We start from the raw sequence: 16,791 nt of genomic DNA, 5'->3' as shown, positions 1-16,791 counted from the left end.
ATTTGAGATATCTTGCTTTCATATTATTGCTAACCACTTTTATTGCCTGTAAAAAAGAGGAGAAGGACGTTAAGCCCGAACCTGTAGCAAAGAAAGAGGTTAAAAAAATAAGAAAAGAATTTGGCTTTGTTGTAGATAGTTTTCAGGTAGTGCATGATACGATTAAAAGTGGAGACACTTTTGGCGGATTAATGGCTAAACAAAACTTTGATGCAGCAGCTATCCATAATATTACCGAAAAAATTAGGGATACTTTTAACCTTAGAGATATAAGGATAGGTAAGCCTTACACTCTTTTTAAGGATAAAAATGCGCCACATGACCTTAAGGCGTTTGTGTACCAACCCGATAAACTTAGCTATTATGTTATTGATTTAAGGGACTCAATAGTGGTGCATAAAAAGAAACGACCTGTAACCGTGAAGCGTAGGGTAATTGTTGGAGAGATTGAAGGTTCATTGGCAGGTTCTTTACAAAAGGAAGGTGTTGGGCCTGCACTGGCACAGGAACTTTCTGAGATTTATGCCTGGAGTGTCGATTTCTTCAGGATACAAAAAGGCGATAAGTTTGGGGTTATCATTAATGAAACCTATATAAGTGACAGTATTTATGCCGGAATTAAAAATATAGAAGGTTCTTACTTTGAATACAAAGGCGATAAAATATACGCCTTCCCTTTTAAGCAGGATACACTCGCTAAAACCTATGATTATTATGACCATGAAGGTAAGGCGTTAAAAAGTATGTTCTTAAAGGCACCGCTTAAATTTAGCCGTATTTCTTCGCGTTTTACACCAAGACGTTTTCATCCGGTACAAAAACGCTGGAAAGCTCACAATGGTACTGATTATGCCGCTCCTACAGGTACACCTATTATGGCAACAGCCAGGGGTATTGTTGAAAAAGCCGGATATACTGCGGGTAACGGTAATTATGTAAAAATATGGCATAACAAAACATACTCTACCCAATACCTGCACATGTCTAAGATTTTAGTTAAAAAAGGGCAAAGCGTAAGTCAGGGACAAATAATCGGTAAAGTAGGTAGTACAGGACTGGCAACCGGGCCTCACGTTTGTTACCGTTTTTGGAAAAACGGGGTACAGGTGGATGCCCTTAAGCAAAAGTTTGGAAGTTCTGAACCTATAAAGCCGGAACACATGTCAAGGTATGAGACTTACATGAAGCCTTTAAAGAAAGAATTAGATAGTATCACAAACCTCAAATTAAATAATAATAAGTAATGGCAATGGAAAATATCAACCCTACAGGTACCGCAGCCTGGACGGAATTACAAAAGCATTTTGCCGATATGCAAAATGCCTCCATGCAGGAGATGTTTGCTGCCGATAAAGGCAGGAGCGAAAAATTCCACATCCAGTGGAATGATTTTTTAGTGGACTACTCTAAAAATATAATAAACGAGGAAACGCTTTCACTTTTACTAAAACTTGCTCAGGAGTCAGGACTGGCATCGGCTATAGATAGTTATTTTGCCGGAGATGCTATTAACAGAACAGAAAACAGAGCAGTGCTTCATACTGCATTACGTGCACCCGAAAGTGCCGGTGTAGAAGTAAACGGTGTTAATGTAATGCCGGAAGTATATGCCGTAAAAAATAAAATAAAAGGATTTTGTGACGGTATTATAAACGGTTCTCAAAAAGGTTATACCGGTAAAGCATTTACCCATGTGGTAAATATTGGTATAGGTGGTAGTGACTTAGGGCCTGCAATGGTTGTAGATGCACTTGCTTACTATAAAAATAACCTTGAGGTACGCTTTATTTCAAACGTAGACGGTGACCATGTTATGGAGAGCCTTAAAGGTTTGAATCCCGAAACTACCCTTTTTGTAATTGTTTCTAAAACCTTTACTACTCAGGAAACACTTTCTAATGCTCAAACGGTAAGGGAATGGTTCCTTAAATCGGCTAAGCAGGAAGATGTGGCCAAACATTTTGTGGCTGTATCTACCAACATACAAAAGGTTACTGAGTTTGGTATTGATGAGAATAACATATTCCCTATGTGGGATTGGGTTGGCGGACGTTTCTCCCTATGGTGTGCCGTAGGTCTTTCAATCAGTCTTGCTGTTGGTTTTGAAAACTTTGACGGACTGCTTAAAGGTGCACACGATATGGATGAGCACTTTAAAACGGCTCCGCATGATAAAAACATTCCGGTTGTACTGGCATTATTAAGTGTATGGTATAACAACTTCTTTGGTGCCGAAAGTGAGGCTTTAATACCTTATACTCAGTATCTGCAAAAATTGGCTCCTTACCTGCAACAGGGTATAATGGAGAGTAACGGTAAGAGTATAGATCGTAACGGTAACCCGGTACAGTACCAAACCGGTACTATTATATGGGGAGAACCGGGTACTAACTCTCAGCATGCTTTCTTCCAGCTAATACATCAGGGAACTAAACTTATCCCTACCGATTTTATTGGTTTTGTACAGCCGTTACACGGTAATAAAGACCACCATGATAAACTGATGTCTAACTTCTTTGCTCAAACTGAGGCATTACTTAACGGTAAAACCGAGGCTCAGGTTAAGGATGAGTTTGTAAAACAGGGTATTGATGGCGATAAAGCAGCATTTTTACTTCCGTTTAAGGTGTTTACAGGTAACAAGCCTACAAATACTCTTTTAATTGATAAACTTACGCCAGAAACGCTGGGATCGCTTATTGCACTATACGAGCATAAAATATTTGCACAGGGTGTAATATGGAATATCTTCAGTTACGATCAGTGGGGTGTTGAGTTAGGTAAACAACTGGCTAATTCTATCCTTGATGAGATACATTCGGGAGACGTTAAGCAGCACGATAACTCTACCGAATTCCTGTTAAATTACTTTCTTAAGAACAAGAAATATTAGTAAAAAACACACTTAAGCATTTTTGAGTTATATATAAAACAGAGGCCCGAAAGTAATTTCGGGCCTTTTTTATGCCTGTAAACAAAAAAATCAGGTTACTAATGCGTGAACAAATGTTTATCCTCATGTAAAGCAAAGTACTAATTTTTTAAGTTTTTCTTAATATATAGTTGATTGATTATCACTATTTTGTAAACATGATAGTATTTAATAATGTCTTAACCTTGGGTTGAGGGTAAAAGATAATTTTTGCGCCCGAAACCTTAAACACACGCAAAAAACATGAGGAATTTTAGACACTTGTTGATGACCTTAACAATGTTGTTGCTGGGAGCAGCATCATTTGCACAGGAAACAATTTCAGGTAAAGTTGTAGATGGACACGACAACTTACCGTTAATGGCAGCTAATGTAGTGGTTAGAGGAACTGCAGAAGGGGCTACTACAAACGATGATGGTAGCTTTACACTTAAAACCAATAAAACATCAGGAGATGTTATTATCTCTTTTATTGGTTATGAAACAAGGGTTATCCCTTTTACTATTACACCAGGACAAACGTTTAATGTTGGTGAAATCAAATTAATGGTTGATGCCGAAGAACTTGATGCGGTTGTAATTGTTGGATCTGGAGTTATTGATATGGAAGAAGACAGGAAAACACCTGTTGCTGTATCTAAAATCAGTTACAAGGAAATTCAGCAGAAATCTGGTAGTCAGGATTTTCCTGAGGTGATGAAAAATACACCTTCAGTGTATGTTGCCAGCCAGGCAGGTGGTTTTGGAGACTCTAAAGTATATGTTCGTGGTTTTGACCAAACCAATACGGCATTCCTTTTAAACGGACAGCCAATTAACGGTATGGAAGACGGTAACATGTACTGGTCTAACTGGAGCGGTATGACAGATGTTGCAAGCTCTGTACAGGTACAAAGAGGTTTAGGTTCATCTAAACTTGCTATCTCTTCTGTAGGGGGTACTGTAAACATTGTTACAAAAGCTACACAGCTTAGAGAGGGTGGTTTTGCTCAGTCTACTGTAGGTAACAACAACTTTATGAAGAATACAGTATCATACAACACAGGTATGATGGAAAACGGATGGGGTTTCAGTGCATTACTTACTAAGTGGAGTGGTGACGGATACAACCGTGGAACTTATGGTGAAGGACAAAACTACTTTGTATCTGTAGGGTACAAAGCAAATGAGAAACACCTTTTCAACTTCCTTATTTTTGGTGCGCCACAGCTTCATGACCAAAACTTTACAAAGCGTATTTCAGATTATCTTGTTCATGGTCGAAAATACAATAACAACTATGGTTACTACAAAGGTGACTATATGACAGAAAGAAGAAACTATTACCATAAACCGGTAGCTAACTTTAACTGGGACTTTAATATTAACGATGCTATGCAGCTTTCTACAGTACTTTACGCTTCATGGGGACGTGGTGGAGGAACCGGTAACTGGGGTAGTGGTAGAGCAAGAACTGCTGACGGTCAAGTTGATTTTGATGCTATTGAAGCAAACAACTCTCTCCTTCCTGGAGGTATAGGTTCGCTAGGTAACGGTGCTTATGCTATCCGTAACTCGGTTAACAACCATGCTTGGTATGGTGTGGTATCTAACTTTAACCACAAACTTACAGATGAGCTTAGCTACAACGCAGGTATCGATTTAAGAACATATAAAGGAGACCACTACAGAACTATAAACCATTTCTTAGGTCTTAACGGATGGGAAACTACTGATAACGCTCAGTACCCTGGAGGTTATATCGTAACAGATGCATTTAGCGCTAAACCTTGGAGTTCTTTATTTGATAAAGCAGATGATGACCAGAAAGTAAACTATGACTACAGTGAAAGGATTAGCTATGGTGGTCTTTTTGGTCAGGTAGAATATGCTACAAATAACTTCTCTGCATATGTGCAGGGTGCGGTATCTAACCAGTCACACAGACGTTGGGACAGATTCGGTTATGTAGAGGCTGAAGAAGAATCGGCTAAGGTAAATAATACAGGATTCAATATTAAAGGTGGTGCCAGCTATGTTATAACGCCTAATCATACTGTGTTTGTTAATGCAGGTCATTATTCAAGACAACCATACCACGACAACATTTACCTAAACTTTGGTAACGATGTGAACCCGTTAACTAAAAACGAAAAAGTAACAGGTTTTGAAGCTGGTTACAGATTTAGAAGAGCTTACTTTGATGCCAACCTTAACCTTTACAGTACTAAATGGAGAGACCGTGTTACTACAACTTCAGACGGTGATGAAGCTACGGGTGATAGGATATATATAAATAACTCTGGAGTGGTACAGTTACACAAAGGGGTTGAGATTGATTTCATGGCACATCCGTTCACTTTTCTTGATGTAAGAGGTTTCGGTTCATTTGGTGACTGGGTTTATGATGATAATATTTACCGTAGAACTTATGACCAGGATCAAAATCTTTTGGATGAAGAAGTAGTAGATGTTAAAGATGGTAAAGTAGGCGGTGGAGCACAAACTACTTACGGTTTTGGTTTAGTATATAAAGCTACTCAAAGACTATCTGTAGATGTTGACTGGAGAAACTACGACAACCTTTACAGTACTTATGTTACTAAAAATAATATTGAACTTCCTTCATACGATATTTTTGATGCAGGAGCTACTTATAAAATCAACTTTACAGAAACATCATTATCATTCCGTTTAAACGTAAACAACCTTTTTGGGGAAGTTTATATGTCAGAAATGACTTCTGCCAATGCAGTTGAAGATGGTGATGAAACGTATAAAGGAATTAATACAAGTAACAATGTATTCTTTGGTAATGGTACTACCTGGAACTTTGCTATGAGATTTAATTTCTAATTTCTATATAAGCAGGTTATTAATTTCAGAATAGTCCCCGATTGTATCGGGGATTATTTTTTTATAGTATCCAATCATAAAATTTCTATTTTTGTATAAGTAGAAAACAAAAACTAACTTTTATGTACGATTCCGTTTTAGGCTTGCACTCTTACTGGGCCTATGCCACTCTAGGACTTCTTTTAATAGCCACTTTAAATGCTTTTGGAGGCTTATCTTCAAAAAAGGTATTTACACCAAAAGACAGGCAAATATCAATGATAGCACTTATTTTTTCACACATTCAGCTTTTGCTGGGAATAGTGCTTTATTTTGTATCTCCTTATTTAGAAACTGCTAAACAGGCAGGCATGGGAGCTGTAATGAAAGACAGTACTTTGAGATTGTATCTTGTAGAGCACCCGCTTATTAATATAATTGCTATTACACTTATTACAATAGGATGGTCTAAGCATAAAAAGACTGAAGACAGTCAGGCTAAATTCAAAAAAATTGGTTACATGTATGCCATAGCCTTAGTACTCCTGTTAAGCAGGATACCGTGGAGCGCATGGTTTAATTAAAATATTTTGGGTCGCTTAGCGACCCTTTTTTATTTTATGGCATTTAATTTGTGAAAAAGGCTTAAATTTATGTCTATGAAAAAAGTATTGCCCTTAACTTTCTTATTACTAGTGGTTTTTGTTTTGAGTAGCTTCTCTGCTCATACTGTTTTTGGCGGGCATAGTACTGCTTTTGTTGTAAATCGGGTTAGTGATACAGTATCACAAAATCTTACGGTTTATAAAACCGATGTAGTTGCAACATACTATCACGATAAGTTTAACGGTCGTAAAACAAGCAGTGGTGAACGCTTTGATAATGCTAAATATACGGCTGCGCATAAAAGCCTTCCGTTTGGTACACAGGTAAGAGTAACCAACCTAACTAACGGTAAATATGTTGATGTAACCGTAAATGACAGAGGGCCTTTTAGTAAAAAACTGGAAATAGATCTCACGAAAAAGGCATTTATGGAGATAACGGGCAATAAAAATTATGGCACTTTAAAAGTGAAAATAGAAATAATAGAATAACTATTAACCGGCTTTACAGGCCGGTTTTTTATTGGTTAAAATTATCTTAAAAAAAATTTAACAATAATTTAGTTCGTTTAGTTCGGTGATTACCGAACTAAAATTTATATCTTTGCAAAAAAATTCATTAACATGTCAAATTTAAGTAAGGATAGAGATGAATTGGTGGAGCTGTTTGGTATCCATTTCGAAACCAATTACAATTTACCGCCTTTAGCAGGCAGGATATTGGGTACACTTATAGTTGACAGTAAGCAGGGGGTAACTTTTGATGCTCTTGTAGAAAAGCTTTCGGCAAGTAAAAGTTCAATTTCAACAAACCTCAATTTACTTTTAAAAACAGGGAAGATAGTTTACTATACCCTTCCCGGAGACCGGAAAAAATATTTTCGCCCGGCACCGTTTAGTGAAAGACTGGAGAGTTATGTGAAAATGGTAGGGCAGGAAAAGGTATTGGTTGAAAAAATGCTTAAGTACAGAGAGTGTACTGCTTCGTGTCCGTTTGAACGTTTTGATATGATGCACTTACAGGCATACAAAGAGCACGTTTTGGAAATAGAAGGGCTTTTGCAAAAAACAATACAACAGTTTAAGGAAATAGAGAAAAACAGATTAGATCAATTTAATTCAAGTGTTAGTAATGAGAAATAAATCATTTTTAGGTGCAATAGCCGCTATGCTAATGGTAACAGCATGTGGTAAAAAACAGGAACAGGCTCCGCAAATGGGACCTATGCCTTTCCCTGTTAAAACCGTAGCGAAGCAGGATGCAGTTATATATGAAGAATATACAGCAAACCTGCAGGGTCAGCAAAATGTAGAGATTAGACCTAAAGTTTCCGGTTTTATCCAAAAAATATATGTGGATGAAGGGCAGGAAGTTAAAAAAGGTCAGCTACTTTTCAGGCTGGAAACCCAAACCCTTAATGAAGATGCTGCTGCCGCAAAAGCAAGTGTAGATGCTGCTCAGGTTGAGGTAGACAGGCTTAAACCGCTTGTTGACCGTAAAATTATAAGTAATGTACAGCTGGAAACAGCAAAAGCACAGCTAGCTCAGGCTAAAGCAAACTACAGTGCAATTGCTGCAAACATAGGTTATGCTACTATTACTTCTCCGGTAAACGGAGTAATAGGCGGACTTCCGTATAAAGAAGGAAGCCTTGTAAGTTCTACTATGGAGATGCCGCTTACAACAGTGTCTGACACTAAAGTAATGAGGGCTTACTTTACAATGAACGAAAAGCAAATGCTTGATTTTACAAGGATGTTTGATGGTAAATCGCTTGCCGAAAAACTTAAAAACACTCCCGATGTAAACCTTGTGCTTGTAGACGGTTCTGTTTATGAGGAGAAAGGTAGACTTACAACCGTAAACGGACTGGTAAACCCACAAACTGGTACAACCGAGTTTAGAGCAGAATTCCCTAACCCGCAAAGCATACTTAGAAGCGGTAGCAGTGGTGTGGTTCGCCTTCCTATTGAAGAGAAAGGTGCTATCCTTGTGCCACAAAACGCGGTTATGGATATGCAGGGTAAAAAGATGATCTATGTTGTTAATAAAGACAACACGGTTAAATCTACTATTATAACAACAAGTACAACATCCGGTCTTGATTATATCGTTTCGGAAGGATTAAATGCCGGTAATGTTATTGTTACCGAGGGAGCTTCCAAGCTAAGGGATGGTCAGCAAATTGTTCCTCAGTCTGGCGAAAAACAGGCAGCTCCGGCAGCAGGTGCAGAAGCCGCAGCCAAAAAATAAGTTCTGATACTCCGCAAAAAATAATAAATTATGCTAAAAACATTTATAGAAAGGCCGGTACTGAGTACCGTAATTTCGATATTAATAACCATTTTGGGTATACTGGGGCTTATGTCATTGCCTATAGAACAGTATCCCGAAATTGCCCCGCCTACGGTACAGGTAACTGCTACTTATACGGGAGCGAACGCCGAAACAGTACTAAATAGTGTTGTTATTCCGCTGGAAGAAGAGATTAATGGTGTGGAAAACATGACCTACATGACCTCTTCTGCAGCAAACGATGGTTCGGCAAACATTAGTGTTTTCTTTGAACTGGGTACTAACCCCGATATTGCTGCGGTAAACGTGCAAAACCGTGTGGCTCGTGCTACAAGTAAGCTGCCACAAGCCGTAATTCAAACGGGTGTGACGACCATGAAGAGTCAAACCAGTGCACTTATGTTCCTTACATTGTTCTCGTCAAACCCAGAGTATGATGGAACTTTTGTGCAGAACTATGCTAAAATTAACCTTGTACCGAAACTACAAAGGGTTAAAGGGGTAGGTCAGGTAAACGTATTTGGTGCTAAGGATTACTCTATGCGTATTTGGATTGATCCTGAGAAAATGGCTACTTACAATTTATCGCCAAGTGATATTCAGTTAGCGTTACAGGAACAAAACGTAGAGGCTGCACCGGGTAAATTTGGTGAAAATGCCGATGGTATTTACGAATACGTAATTAAATATAAAGGACGTCTTTCAACAGTAGAGGAATATGAAGAGATAGTTATAAAGGCTACAGGTGGTGGAAACTTCCTTCGATTAAAAGATGTTGCTAAAATAGAGCTGGGTGCTTTTAACTATGGTCAAAAGAACTTTGGTATGGGGCAAAACGGTGTGGCAATTGGTATTTTCCAAACATCGGGTTCTAATGCAAACGAAATTATTGATCAGGTAAATACTATTCTTGAAGACAGTAAAGCAACTTTCCCTGAAGGAATTGATTATGTTATTCCTTATAACACTAAAACGTTCCTTGACGCTTCTATTGCTAAAGTAAAGTCTACTCTTTTTGAGGCGTTTATCCTTGTGTTTGTTGTTGTGTTTATTTTCCTTCAGGATGCACGTTCTACACTTATTCCGGCTATTGCAGTACCGGTGGCTATTATAGGTACGTTCTTCTTCCTGCAGGTGTTTGGATTCTCAATTAACATGCTTACACTGTTTGCGATGATTCTTGCAATTGGTATTGTTGTGGATGATGCTATTGTAGTGGTAGAGGCGGTACACGCCAAACTGGATGAAGGTGAACAATCTGCTAAAAAGGCTACACTTTCTGCTATGAGCGAAATTACAGGAGCTATTGTTTCTATTACCCTTGTAATGTCGGCGGTATTTATTCCGGTATCGTTCCTTAACGGTCCGTCAGGTGTATTCTATCAGCAGTTTGCTATTACACTTGCAGTAGCAATTCTTATTTCTGCAGTAAATGCATTAACATTAAGTCCGGCGCTTTGTGCAGTGTTCCTTAAACCGCATAAAGAAGGAGATCATCATAAAAAGAAAAATATTAAAGACCGTTTCTTTGATTCCTTTAATGCAGGCTTTGATGCCATGAATAATAAATACACCAAGTCATTAGGTTTCCTTGTGAAAAGAAAATGGCTTGCTGTAATAGGCTTGCTGGTATTTACAGGAATTACATACATCCTGTTTACTACTACACCTTCAGGATTTATTCCTAATGAAGACCGTGGTATTATTATGGCCGATATTACACTGCCTCCGGGTACAACTCTTGAAAAAACTCAAAAGGCTATGGATCAACTGGACTCAGTTTTCACATCCATGCCTATTGTAGAATCAAGAATGAGCGTTGTAGGTTTCAGCTTACTTAACAGGGTAAACGGTGGATCTTATGGTTTTGCCATTATCAAACTGAAAGACTGGAGTGAAAGAGAAGGAGACAAATCAGTAGACGATGTAGTGGGTGAACTGTTTGGAAGAACCGCTGGTTTTAAAGATGCCAGAATACTGTTCTTTACCCCTCCAAGTGTGCAGGGATTTGGTACTGCCGATGGTTTTGAATTAAAAGTTGAAGATAAAGGAGATGACGACTGGGCAACTGTAAGTAAGGTATCTAACGAGTTTCTTGCAGAACTTTCTAAAAGACCTGAAATACAGTATGCTATTACCAACTTTAACCCTGGATTCCCGCAATATCAAATGGATATTAATGTGGAAAGGGCTAAAAATGCGGGAGTATCTGTTAGCGATATATTTAATACCATGCAGGGTTACTATGGTGGTTTATATACTACCGATTTTAACCGATTTGGTAAGCAATACCGTGTAATGATACAGGCTAAGCCGGAATCAAGAGCCGATGAGAAATCCATAAACAATGTTTATGTACGTAACGCGGCAGGTGAGATGGTAGCAATTAGTCAGTTTATCGACTTTAAAAAGATATATGGTCCTGAGGCTGTAGCACGTTTCAACATGCTTAAAGCAGTTAACGTAAACGGTAAGGCAAATCCGGGTTATAGTTCGGGTGATGCTATTAAGGCTATTCAGGAAGTAGCTGCACAGCACCTTCCTAAAACTTATACCTATGAATTCTCGGGTATGACACGTGAAGAGATTCTGGCAGGTAACCAGCAAATGGGTGTATTCCTGTTAAGCTTAATATTTGTGTATTTCCTGTTAAGTGCACAGTATGAAAGTTACATAGTGCCGTTATCGGTTATCCTTTCATTACCAGTGGGTATTGCAGGAGCGATTGGGTTTGTGAAACTGGCAGGAATGGAAAACAACATTTACTTCCAGGTGGCACTAATCATGCTTATAGGTCTCCTCGCCAAGAATGCCATCCTTATCGTTGAGTTTGCCATCCAGAGGCGACGACACGGTATGAGCCTCGCCGAATCGGCTATTGAAGGTGCTAAGGCGCGTTTAAGACCAATCCTTATGACCTCGTTTGCCTTTATCTTCGGTTTATTACCACTGGCACTGGCAAATGGTGTAGGTGCTGTAGGTAACCGCTCTATCGGTATGGGGGCAGTAGGAGGTATGCTTGTGGGTACCGTATTCGGGGTATTTATCATTCCTGTACTGTTTGTAATATTCCAGGGATTACAGGAAAGGATTTCGGGCGGACCTAAGTTTGTTGAAACAGAAAATAATGAAGCATAAACTAAGTTTCAGATGAAGAAAAAAAGTTTTAAAATATACAGGGTAATTATTTTGGTTGGTGCCGGTTTGTTAATGCAGTCGTGCCTTGTAGCCAAAAAATACGAAAGGCCTGATGTAAAGGCAGAGAACCTGTACAGAACAGAAGTTATAGCTCAGGACAGCACTTCGCTGGGCGATGTGGCATGGGATAAGATTTTTACCGATCCTGTTTTACAGGGGCACATCAAGAAAGGGCTTCAAAATAATTTTGATATGCTTGTTGCCATACAAAATGTAACAGCAGCAGAGGCCTACTTAAATCAGGCTAAAATGGGTTATTTCCCTACACTTAGCGGTACGGCTAACCTAACGCACCAGGAACTTTCCAAAAACAGCCAGTTTGGTAGTTTCTTTAACGGAGCATTAGATCAGTATCAGTTAAGTGCAAACCTGTCGTGGGAGGCCGATGTTTGGGGTAAAATTCGTAGTAACAAACGTGCTTATGGTGCGTCATACATGCAAACCATAGCGGCTAATCAGGCTGTAAAAACCAGAGTGATTACAGATATCGCTGCTACTTACTACCAGTTGGTAGGTCTTGATGCACAGTTAAAGGTTGCCGAAGAAACACTTATAAACCGTAATGAGAGTGTAGATGCAATTCTTGCACTTAAAGAAGCGGGTAGTGTTAATGAGGTTGCTGTACAGCAAACTGAGGCTCAAAAATATGCTACAGAGCTTATTATTGAAGATCTTAAAACCAATATTACTTTGGTTGAGAATGCAATGAGTCTTCTTTTAGGAGAGGCACCTCACGAGATTGAAAGAAGTCCTTTTAATCCGGATGATCTTAATCCGGAAATTAAACTGGGATATTCTACTTCTTTATTAAGTAACAGACCGGATGTGGTTGCTGCCGAGTATAACCTTATCAATAAGTTTGAACTTACCAATGTGGCAAGGGCTAATTTTTATCCGCAGTTTACTATAACTGCTACGGGAGGTTTACAAAGTTTAGAGGTTGATAAATGGTTTAACGCAAACTCACTGTTTGCTAATATAGTAGGTGGTTTAACACAGCCTATTTTTAACCAGAGGCAGATAAGAACTCAGCATGAGGTTGCCAAAGCAAACCAACAACAGGCGTATATCCAGTTCCAGCAAGCTCTTGTTAATGCAGGGAAAGAGGTGTCTGACGCTCTTGCTCAGTATAACAATGAGACCAAAAAACTGGATATAAGATTAAAACAGGTTGAGTCATTAAGAAAAGCGTCTGACTATTCTGATGAGTTACTGGAGTACGGTCTTGTAAACTATCTGGAATCACTTACAGCCAAATACAGTGCGCTAAGTGCTGAGCTTGATTTGGTTAATAATAAATACCAGCAATACCTTGCCATAATTAACCTTTACAAAGCGTTAGGCGGAGGTTGGAAATAATATAATTTGGGGTAGTCCGGATTATTTGATTAATTGTTTGTTTTATGTAAAACCGTCTGATAAGGAATCTTTTATCGGGCGGTTTTGTTTTTTTAATGATAAATGTGTAACAAAACCTAAAATCATAGCGCCCAAATTATGAGAATGGTAAAAGTGATAACCCTCTCATTTTGTGACTGTTTTTAATATACATTTGTCTCGAATCACTAATAACTATGACTATGAATTTTATGCTGATGATAACAACTGCATTCATTATGGCTGCGTTGTTTTATGTAACGAATGTTTTTGAAGATTCAAATGTTTATTCCATGAGAAAAAAAGCCTTAAAGCTTTTCAGGAAAAACAGGGAAAACAGCTATAGGTTTTATATAGCACTGGAAAAGTATATAACCGAAAACAATGTATGGTCGTATAATGCTTTTGAAAATGATGATATCACATTTTCAGAGTTTCTGGAGGCGTTTAAAGAGAAACACTATATAGAATATTCCCATGAGGAGGAAATGAAGCTTACAGAGGCTAAATTAAGCCGTAAGCAGATAGAAGACTTCCTTATAAAGCTGGATTACCAATATGAGTTTATAACTGCGGTAGAATCGTCCATTCAGTTTGACGCCCATACATTTAAAAAGCAGTTAACGGCTTAGAAGATTTTAAGCAGTAAAATTATTGCTATTGACAGTATTATAATTGCAGCTGTTTGTGTTAGGAAACCAGCCTGCATCCTTTTTTCTTCCAGTAGTTTACCGTTTTTTCTAAACTGTACTTTGTTATCCCATCGGCCGGCATAATCAAAGGCGGTTATTACTTCGTAGTTATCATTCTCTATAGTAAACTCGTGTCTTGTACCAAAAAGAGCACTTTTTTGGGAAACACTTTTTCCGTTATAGGTTATGGTTTCTTCCAGTCCGTTTTGATATACGGTTATTGCAGTATCGTTAAGGGTAAAGTCGGTAGTGGTCATATTTGTAAGTGTATATAGCAAATATAAATCATCTGTTTGTTTTTTTACAGGTTGCCTGTTGATAATATTTTCTTTTAATATATAAGAAAATAATCTTACAGTTTTTATCTTAGCTGAAAATAAGGAGGTAAAGATGAAAAAGGAGATAAAAGGGCAGGGGGCTGTTGCCAATATTCATAACCATTTTGAGAAAAACAGGTATGAAAAGTCTATTTATGACGATGATTTTGAAGAGGCTGTTGCCAAAACCAAAATACAGAACATATACCCTAAAACCATTGTAAACAAGGTTAAGAATCCTGATTTACCCATGGCATACTCCATGAACCCTTATCAGGGTTGTGAACATGGTTGTGCCTATTGCTATGCCCGCCCTACCCATGAGTACTGGGGATATAGTGCCGGAGTGGATTTTGAACGGATGATACTGGCTAAAAGAAATGCTCCCGAGCTCCTCGAGAAGTTTTTTAAGAAAAAGGGATACAGGGCAGAAACCATAATGCTATCGGGTAATACCGATTGTTATCAGCCCATTGAACGAAAACTTAAAATAACCAGAGGTTTGCTGGAAGTTTGTTTAGAGTACCGGCATCCGGTTAGTATACTTACAAAAAATGCGCTGGTAACCCGTGATCTTGATATACTTACCCAACTGGCAGAGAAGAATCTGGTAACTGTAGCGTTAAGCATCCCAACCATAAATGAGGATTTGAGGAGAAAAATGGAGCCACGAACTTCATCTGTGAACACCAAGTTACAGGCGCTGGAAACAATATCTAAAGCAGGTATACCAACATTTGTAATGATAGCGCCTATAATTCCCGGATTAAACAGTATGGATATTTTACCCACTGCCGAGGCTGTTGCCAAAAGCGGAGCACATAGCTTTGGGTATACTTTGGTTCGGCTTAACGATACTGTTGAACCCGTTTTTATTGACTGGCTTGATGAACACTATCCCGACAGAAAAGACAAAGTACTGAATCAAATAGCATCACTACACGGCGGTAAGCTAGGAGAAAAAAATGTTGCCAAACGAATGGCAGGTGAAGGAAACATTGCAGATGTGATACACAATACCTTTAAAATAGCCCGCCAAAAATACTTTAAGGATAAAAAGATGGAGCCGCTTGCCACACATCTGTTTGATGGTACTAAGGGCGAGCAGCTTAGTCTTTTTTAGTTATTGTTTATAATGTTATTAATAATCATATCGGCATGTACCCTGGAGTTTTCTATAAACCATTTGTGGGTTTCCATGCCGCCACAAACTACTCCGGCAAGATATAGCCCTGTTATATTTGTTTCCATGGTTTCAGGGTTATATTGTGGGGTTAGGTTACTGTCTTCACTAATGTTTACACCACATTGCTGTATAAATTCGAGATTTGGCCTATAACCTGTAAGTGCTAAAACAAAGTCATTTTCAATGGTAACAGGTCCGTTAGGAGTGAGTATCTCTACTTCGTTCTCTTTTATTTCCGTAATGTTTGAGTTAAAGTAGGCCTTAATGCTGCCTTCGGCTATTCGGTTTTCAACATCGGGTTTAACCCAGTATTTTACTCTTGGATTAATTTCATCCTTTCGTATTACCATTGTGACATCGGCACCTTTTCGCCAGCATTCCAGTGCCGCATCTACCGATGAGTTATTGGCGCCCACTATAAGTACTTTTCTAAAGGCATATTCATGAGCTTCCTTGTAATAATGACTTACTTTAGGAAGATGTTCTCCTGGTACATCCATGTAAATAGGGATGTCATAAAATCCGGTAGCAATCACCACATTTTTAGCAGTATAGTTTGCCTTATCTGTAGCTATTGTGAATTCGCTATCAGTTTTATTTATAGTTTCTACCTTTTCAAACAGTTTTATATTCAGGCTAAAATAGCGCTGAATGTTGCGGTAGTACTCCAGTGCTTCCTGCCTGCCCGGTTTTGGAGCTATGCAGTTAAACGGAATATTGCCTATTTCCAGTTTTTCGGCTGTAGAGAAAAACGTCATGTACAACGGGTAGTTAAACAGGCTGTTTACTAAAGCGCCTTTTTCCAGTATGATGTAGTTAAGTCCTTTTTGATGTGCAGCTATGGCACAGGCCATACCTATAGGGCCACCACCAACGATAACAAGGTCATAAGTATTTACTTTTGCCATGAGGTATAGGGGTTTTGGCTAAGGTAAGAGTTGTAGTATCGGTTATCTCCTGTTACCTCTTCACCCAGCCATGCGGGTTTTAAAAAAGTTTCGTTCTCATCGTTAAGCTCTACCTCGGCAATAATAAGTCCGTTATTATCACCAAAAAACTCATCTACTTCAAAAACATGGTCGCCATAGGGAATTTCATATCTTATCTTGTCAATACTTCCCAGTTCGCACAGCTGTAAAAGCTGTTCGGCATCATGTAGGGGAATTTCTTTTTCCCATTCCATGCGTGTAGTGCCCAGTTCATTCCCTTTTCCTTTAACGGTAAGGTAGCCACAGTCACCTTTAATGCGTACTCTTACGGTTCTTTCAGGGTGAGAATTGAGATAGCCCTGAACTATCCTTTTATGGTTTGAAGCCTCATTTTTGAAGTCTAAGTTCAAAACAAGGAATTTTCGTTCAATTTCAATCATAATCA

At 38.7% G+C, this 16,791-nt stretch carries 14 protein-coding genes; 11 read left to right on the top strand and 3 right to left on the bottom strand.

The window, feature by feature from the left end; translation table 11 throughout:
• Positions 1–2: 2 nt before the first annotated feature.
• From GN157_RS17475 to GN157_RS17430, 10 genes are all read left to right on the top strand, one after another.
• The gene (locus GN157_RS17475; protein WP_157484758.1) at positions 3–1,244 is read left to right on the top strand and encodes a M23 family metallopeptidase; all 1,242 of its coding nucleotides are present in this window, start codon (positions 3–5) and stop codon (positions 1,242–1,244) included.
• Complete coding sequence (gene pgi / locus GN157_RS17470; RefSeq protein ID WP_157484757.1) at positions 1,244–2,893, top strand: glucose-6-phosphate isomerase; 1,650 nt, start codon at positions 1,244–1,246, stop codon at positions 2,891–2,893. Before GN157_RS17475 ends, pgi begins: the two co-directional genes overlap by 1 nt.
• 282 nt (positions 2,894–3,175) lie before the next feature.
• Entirely contained in the window at positions 3,176–5,767 is a 2,592-nt protein-coding gene (locus tag GN157_RS17465) for a TonB-dependent receptor (RefSeq protein WP_157484756.1), read from the top strand.
• Positions 5,768–5,889: 122 nt separating this feature from the next.
• Positions 5,890–6,330, top strand: coding sequence for a hypothetical protein (locus tag GN157_RS17460; RefSeq protein ID WP_157484755.1), 441 nt, complete (start codon positions 5,890–5,892; stop codon positions 6,328–6,330).
• Between the two features lie 75 nt (positions 6,331–6,405).
• Positions 6,406–6,843, top strand: coding sequence for a septal ring lytic transglycosylase RlpA family protein (locus tag GN157_RS17455; protein WP_157484754.1), 438 nt, complete (start codon positions 6,406–6,408; stop codon positions 6,841–6,843).
• Positions 6,844–6,975: 132 nt separating this feature from the next.
• The gene (locus GN157_RS17450; protein WP_157484753.1) at positions 6,976–7,494 is read left to right on the top strand and encodes a GbsR/MarR family transcriptional regulator; all 519 of its coding nucleotides are present in this window, start codon (positions 6,976–6,978) and stop codon (positions 7,492–7,494) included.
• A complete protein-coding gene (locus GN157_RS17445; RefSeq protein WP_157484752.1) occupies positions 7,484–8,605 on the top strand; it encodes an efflux RND transporter periplasmic adaptor subunit in 1,122 nt (373 codons plus the stop codon). Before GN157_RS17450 ends, GN157_RS17445 begins: the two co-directional genes overlap by 11 nt.
• A 30-nt stretch (positions 8,606–8,635) precedes the next feature.
• Positions 8,636–11,785 carry an efflux RND transporter permease subunit gene (locus GN157_RS17440; protein ID WP_157484751.1) on the top strand — a complete coding sequence of 1,050 codons (3,150 nt, stop codon included), beginning with the start codon at positions 8,636–8,638 and terminating at the stop codon, positions 11,783–11,785.
• 12 nt (positions 11,786–11,797) lie between these two features.
• A complete protein-coding gene (locus GN157_RS17435) occupies positions 11,798–13,204 on the top strand; it encodes an efflux transporter outer membrane subunit (protein WP_157484750.1) in 1,407 nt (468 codons plus the stop codon).
• Positions 13,205–13,419: 215 nt separating this feature from the next.
• Entirely contained in the window at positions 13,420–13,854 is a 435-nt protein-coding gene (locus GN157_RS17430; RefSeq protein WP_157484749.1) for a hypothetical protein, read from the top strand.
• Here GN157_RS17430 and GN157_RS17425 read toward each other — a convergent pair.
• On the bottom strand, positions 13,851–14,171 hold the full coding sequence (locus GN157_RS17425; RefSeq protein ID WP_157484748.1) for a hypothetical protein: 321 nt from the start codon (positions 14,169–14,171) through the stop codon (positions 13,851–13,853). The genes GN157_RS17430 and GN157_RS17425 overlap by 4 nt on opposite strands.
• A gap of 133 nt (positions 14,172–14,304) precedes the next feature.
• Between GN157_RS17425 and GN157_RS17420 the strand changes: the two genes are divergently transcribed.
• On the top strand, positions 14,305–15,354 hold the full coding sequence (locus tag GN157_RS17420; RefSeq protein WP_157484747.1) for a PA0069 family radical SAM protein: 1,050 nt from the start codon (positions 14,305–14,307) through the stop codon (positions 15,352–15,354).
• On the opposite strand, the gene GN157_RS17415 is transcribed toward GN157_RS17420, so the two are convergent.
• Both GN157_RS17415 and GN157_RS17410 read right to left on the bottom strand, forming a co-directional pair.
• Complete coding sequence (locus GN157_RS17415; protein ID WP_157484746.1) at positions 15,351–16,325, bottom strand: YpdA family putative bacillithiol disulfide reductase; 975 nt, start codon at positions 16,323–16,325, stop codon at positions 15,351–15,353. The genes GN157_RS17420 and GN157_RS17415 overlap by 4 nt on opposite strands.
• Positions 16,313–16,786 (bottom strand): CYTH domain-containing protein, encoded by a 474-nt coding sequence (locus GN157_RS17410; protein WP_157484745.1) that lies wholly within the window; start codon positions 16,784–16,786, stop codon positions 16,313–16,315. The genes GN157_RS17415 and GN157_RS17410 overlap by 13 nt, the downstream gene beginning before the upstream one ends.
• Positions 16,787–16,791 lie beyond the last annotated feature (5 nt).

The organism is Flavobacterium rakeshii (genome assembly GCF_009741375.1).
In the GTDB taxonomy this organism is placed as follows: Bacteria; Bacteroidota; Bacteroidia; order Flavobacteriales; family Flavobacteriaceae; genus Flavobacterium; species Flavobacterium rakeshii.
This window is presented reverse-complemented; position numbering and strand designations above follow the sequence as displayed.

Bases quoted from the DNA above. Each gene is read 5' to 3' on its own strand.
- GN157_RS17420 (WP_157484747.1), top strand. From the start codon at position 14,305: ATGAAAAAGGAGATAAAAGGGCAGGGGGCTGTTGCCAATATTCATAAC.
- GN157_RS17410 (WP_157484745.1), bottom strand. From the start codon at position 16,786: ATGATTGAAATTGAACGAAAATTCCTTGTTTTGAACTTAGACTTCAAA.
- GN157_RS17425 (WP_157484748.1), bottom strand. From the start codon at position 14,171: ATGACCACTACCGACTTTACCCTTAACGATACTGCAATAACCGTATAT.
- GN157_RS17450 (WP_157484753.1), top strand. From the start codon at position 6,976: ATGTCAAATTTAAGTAAGGATAGAGATGAATTGGTGGAGCTGTTTGGT.
- GN157_RS17440 (WP_157484751.1), top strand. From the start codon at position 8,636: ATGCTAAAAACATTTATAGAAAGGCCGGTACTGAGTACCGTAATTTCG.
- GN157_RS17465 (WP_157484756.1), top strand. From the start codon at position 3,176: ATGAGGAATTTTAGACACTTGTTGATGACCTTAACAATGTTGTTGCTG.
- GN157_RS17435 (WP_157484750.1), top strand. From the start codon at position 11,798: ATGAAGAAAAAAAGTTTTAAAATATACAGGGTAATTATTTTGGTTGGT.
- GN157_RS17445 (WP_157484752.1), top strand. From the start codon at position 7,484: ATGAGAAATAAATCATTTTTAGGTGCAATAGCCGCTATGCTAATGGTA.
- pgi (WP_157484757.1), top strand. From the start codon at position 1,244: ATGGCAATGGAAAATATCAACCCTACAGGTACCGCAGCCTGGACGGAA.
- GN157_RS17415 (WP_157484746.1), bottom strand. From the start codon at position 16,325: ATGGCAAAAGTAAATACTTATGACCTTGTTATCGTTGGTGGTGGCCCT.
- GN157_RS17455 (WP_157484754.1), top strand. From the start codon at position 6,406: ATGAAAAAAGTATTGCCCTTAACTTTCTTATTACTAGTGGTTTTTGTT.
- GN157_RS17430 (WP_157484749.1), top strand. From the start codon at position 13,420: ATGACTATGAATTTTATGCTGATGATAACAACTGCATTCATTATGGCT.
- GN157_RS17460 (WP_157484755.1), top strand. From the start codon at position 5,890: ATGTACGATTCCGTTTTAGGCTTGCACTCTTACTGGGCCTATGCCACT.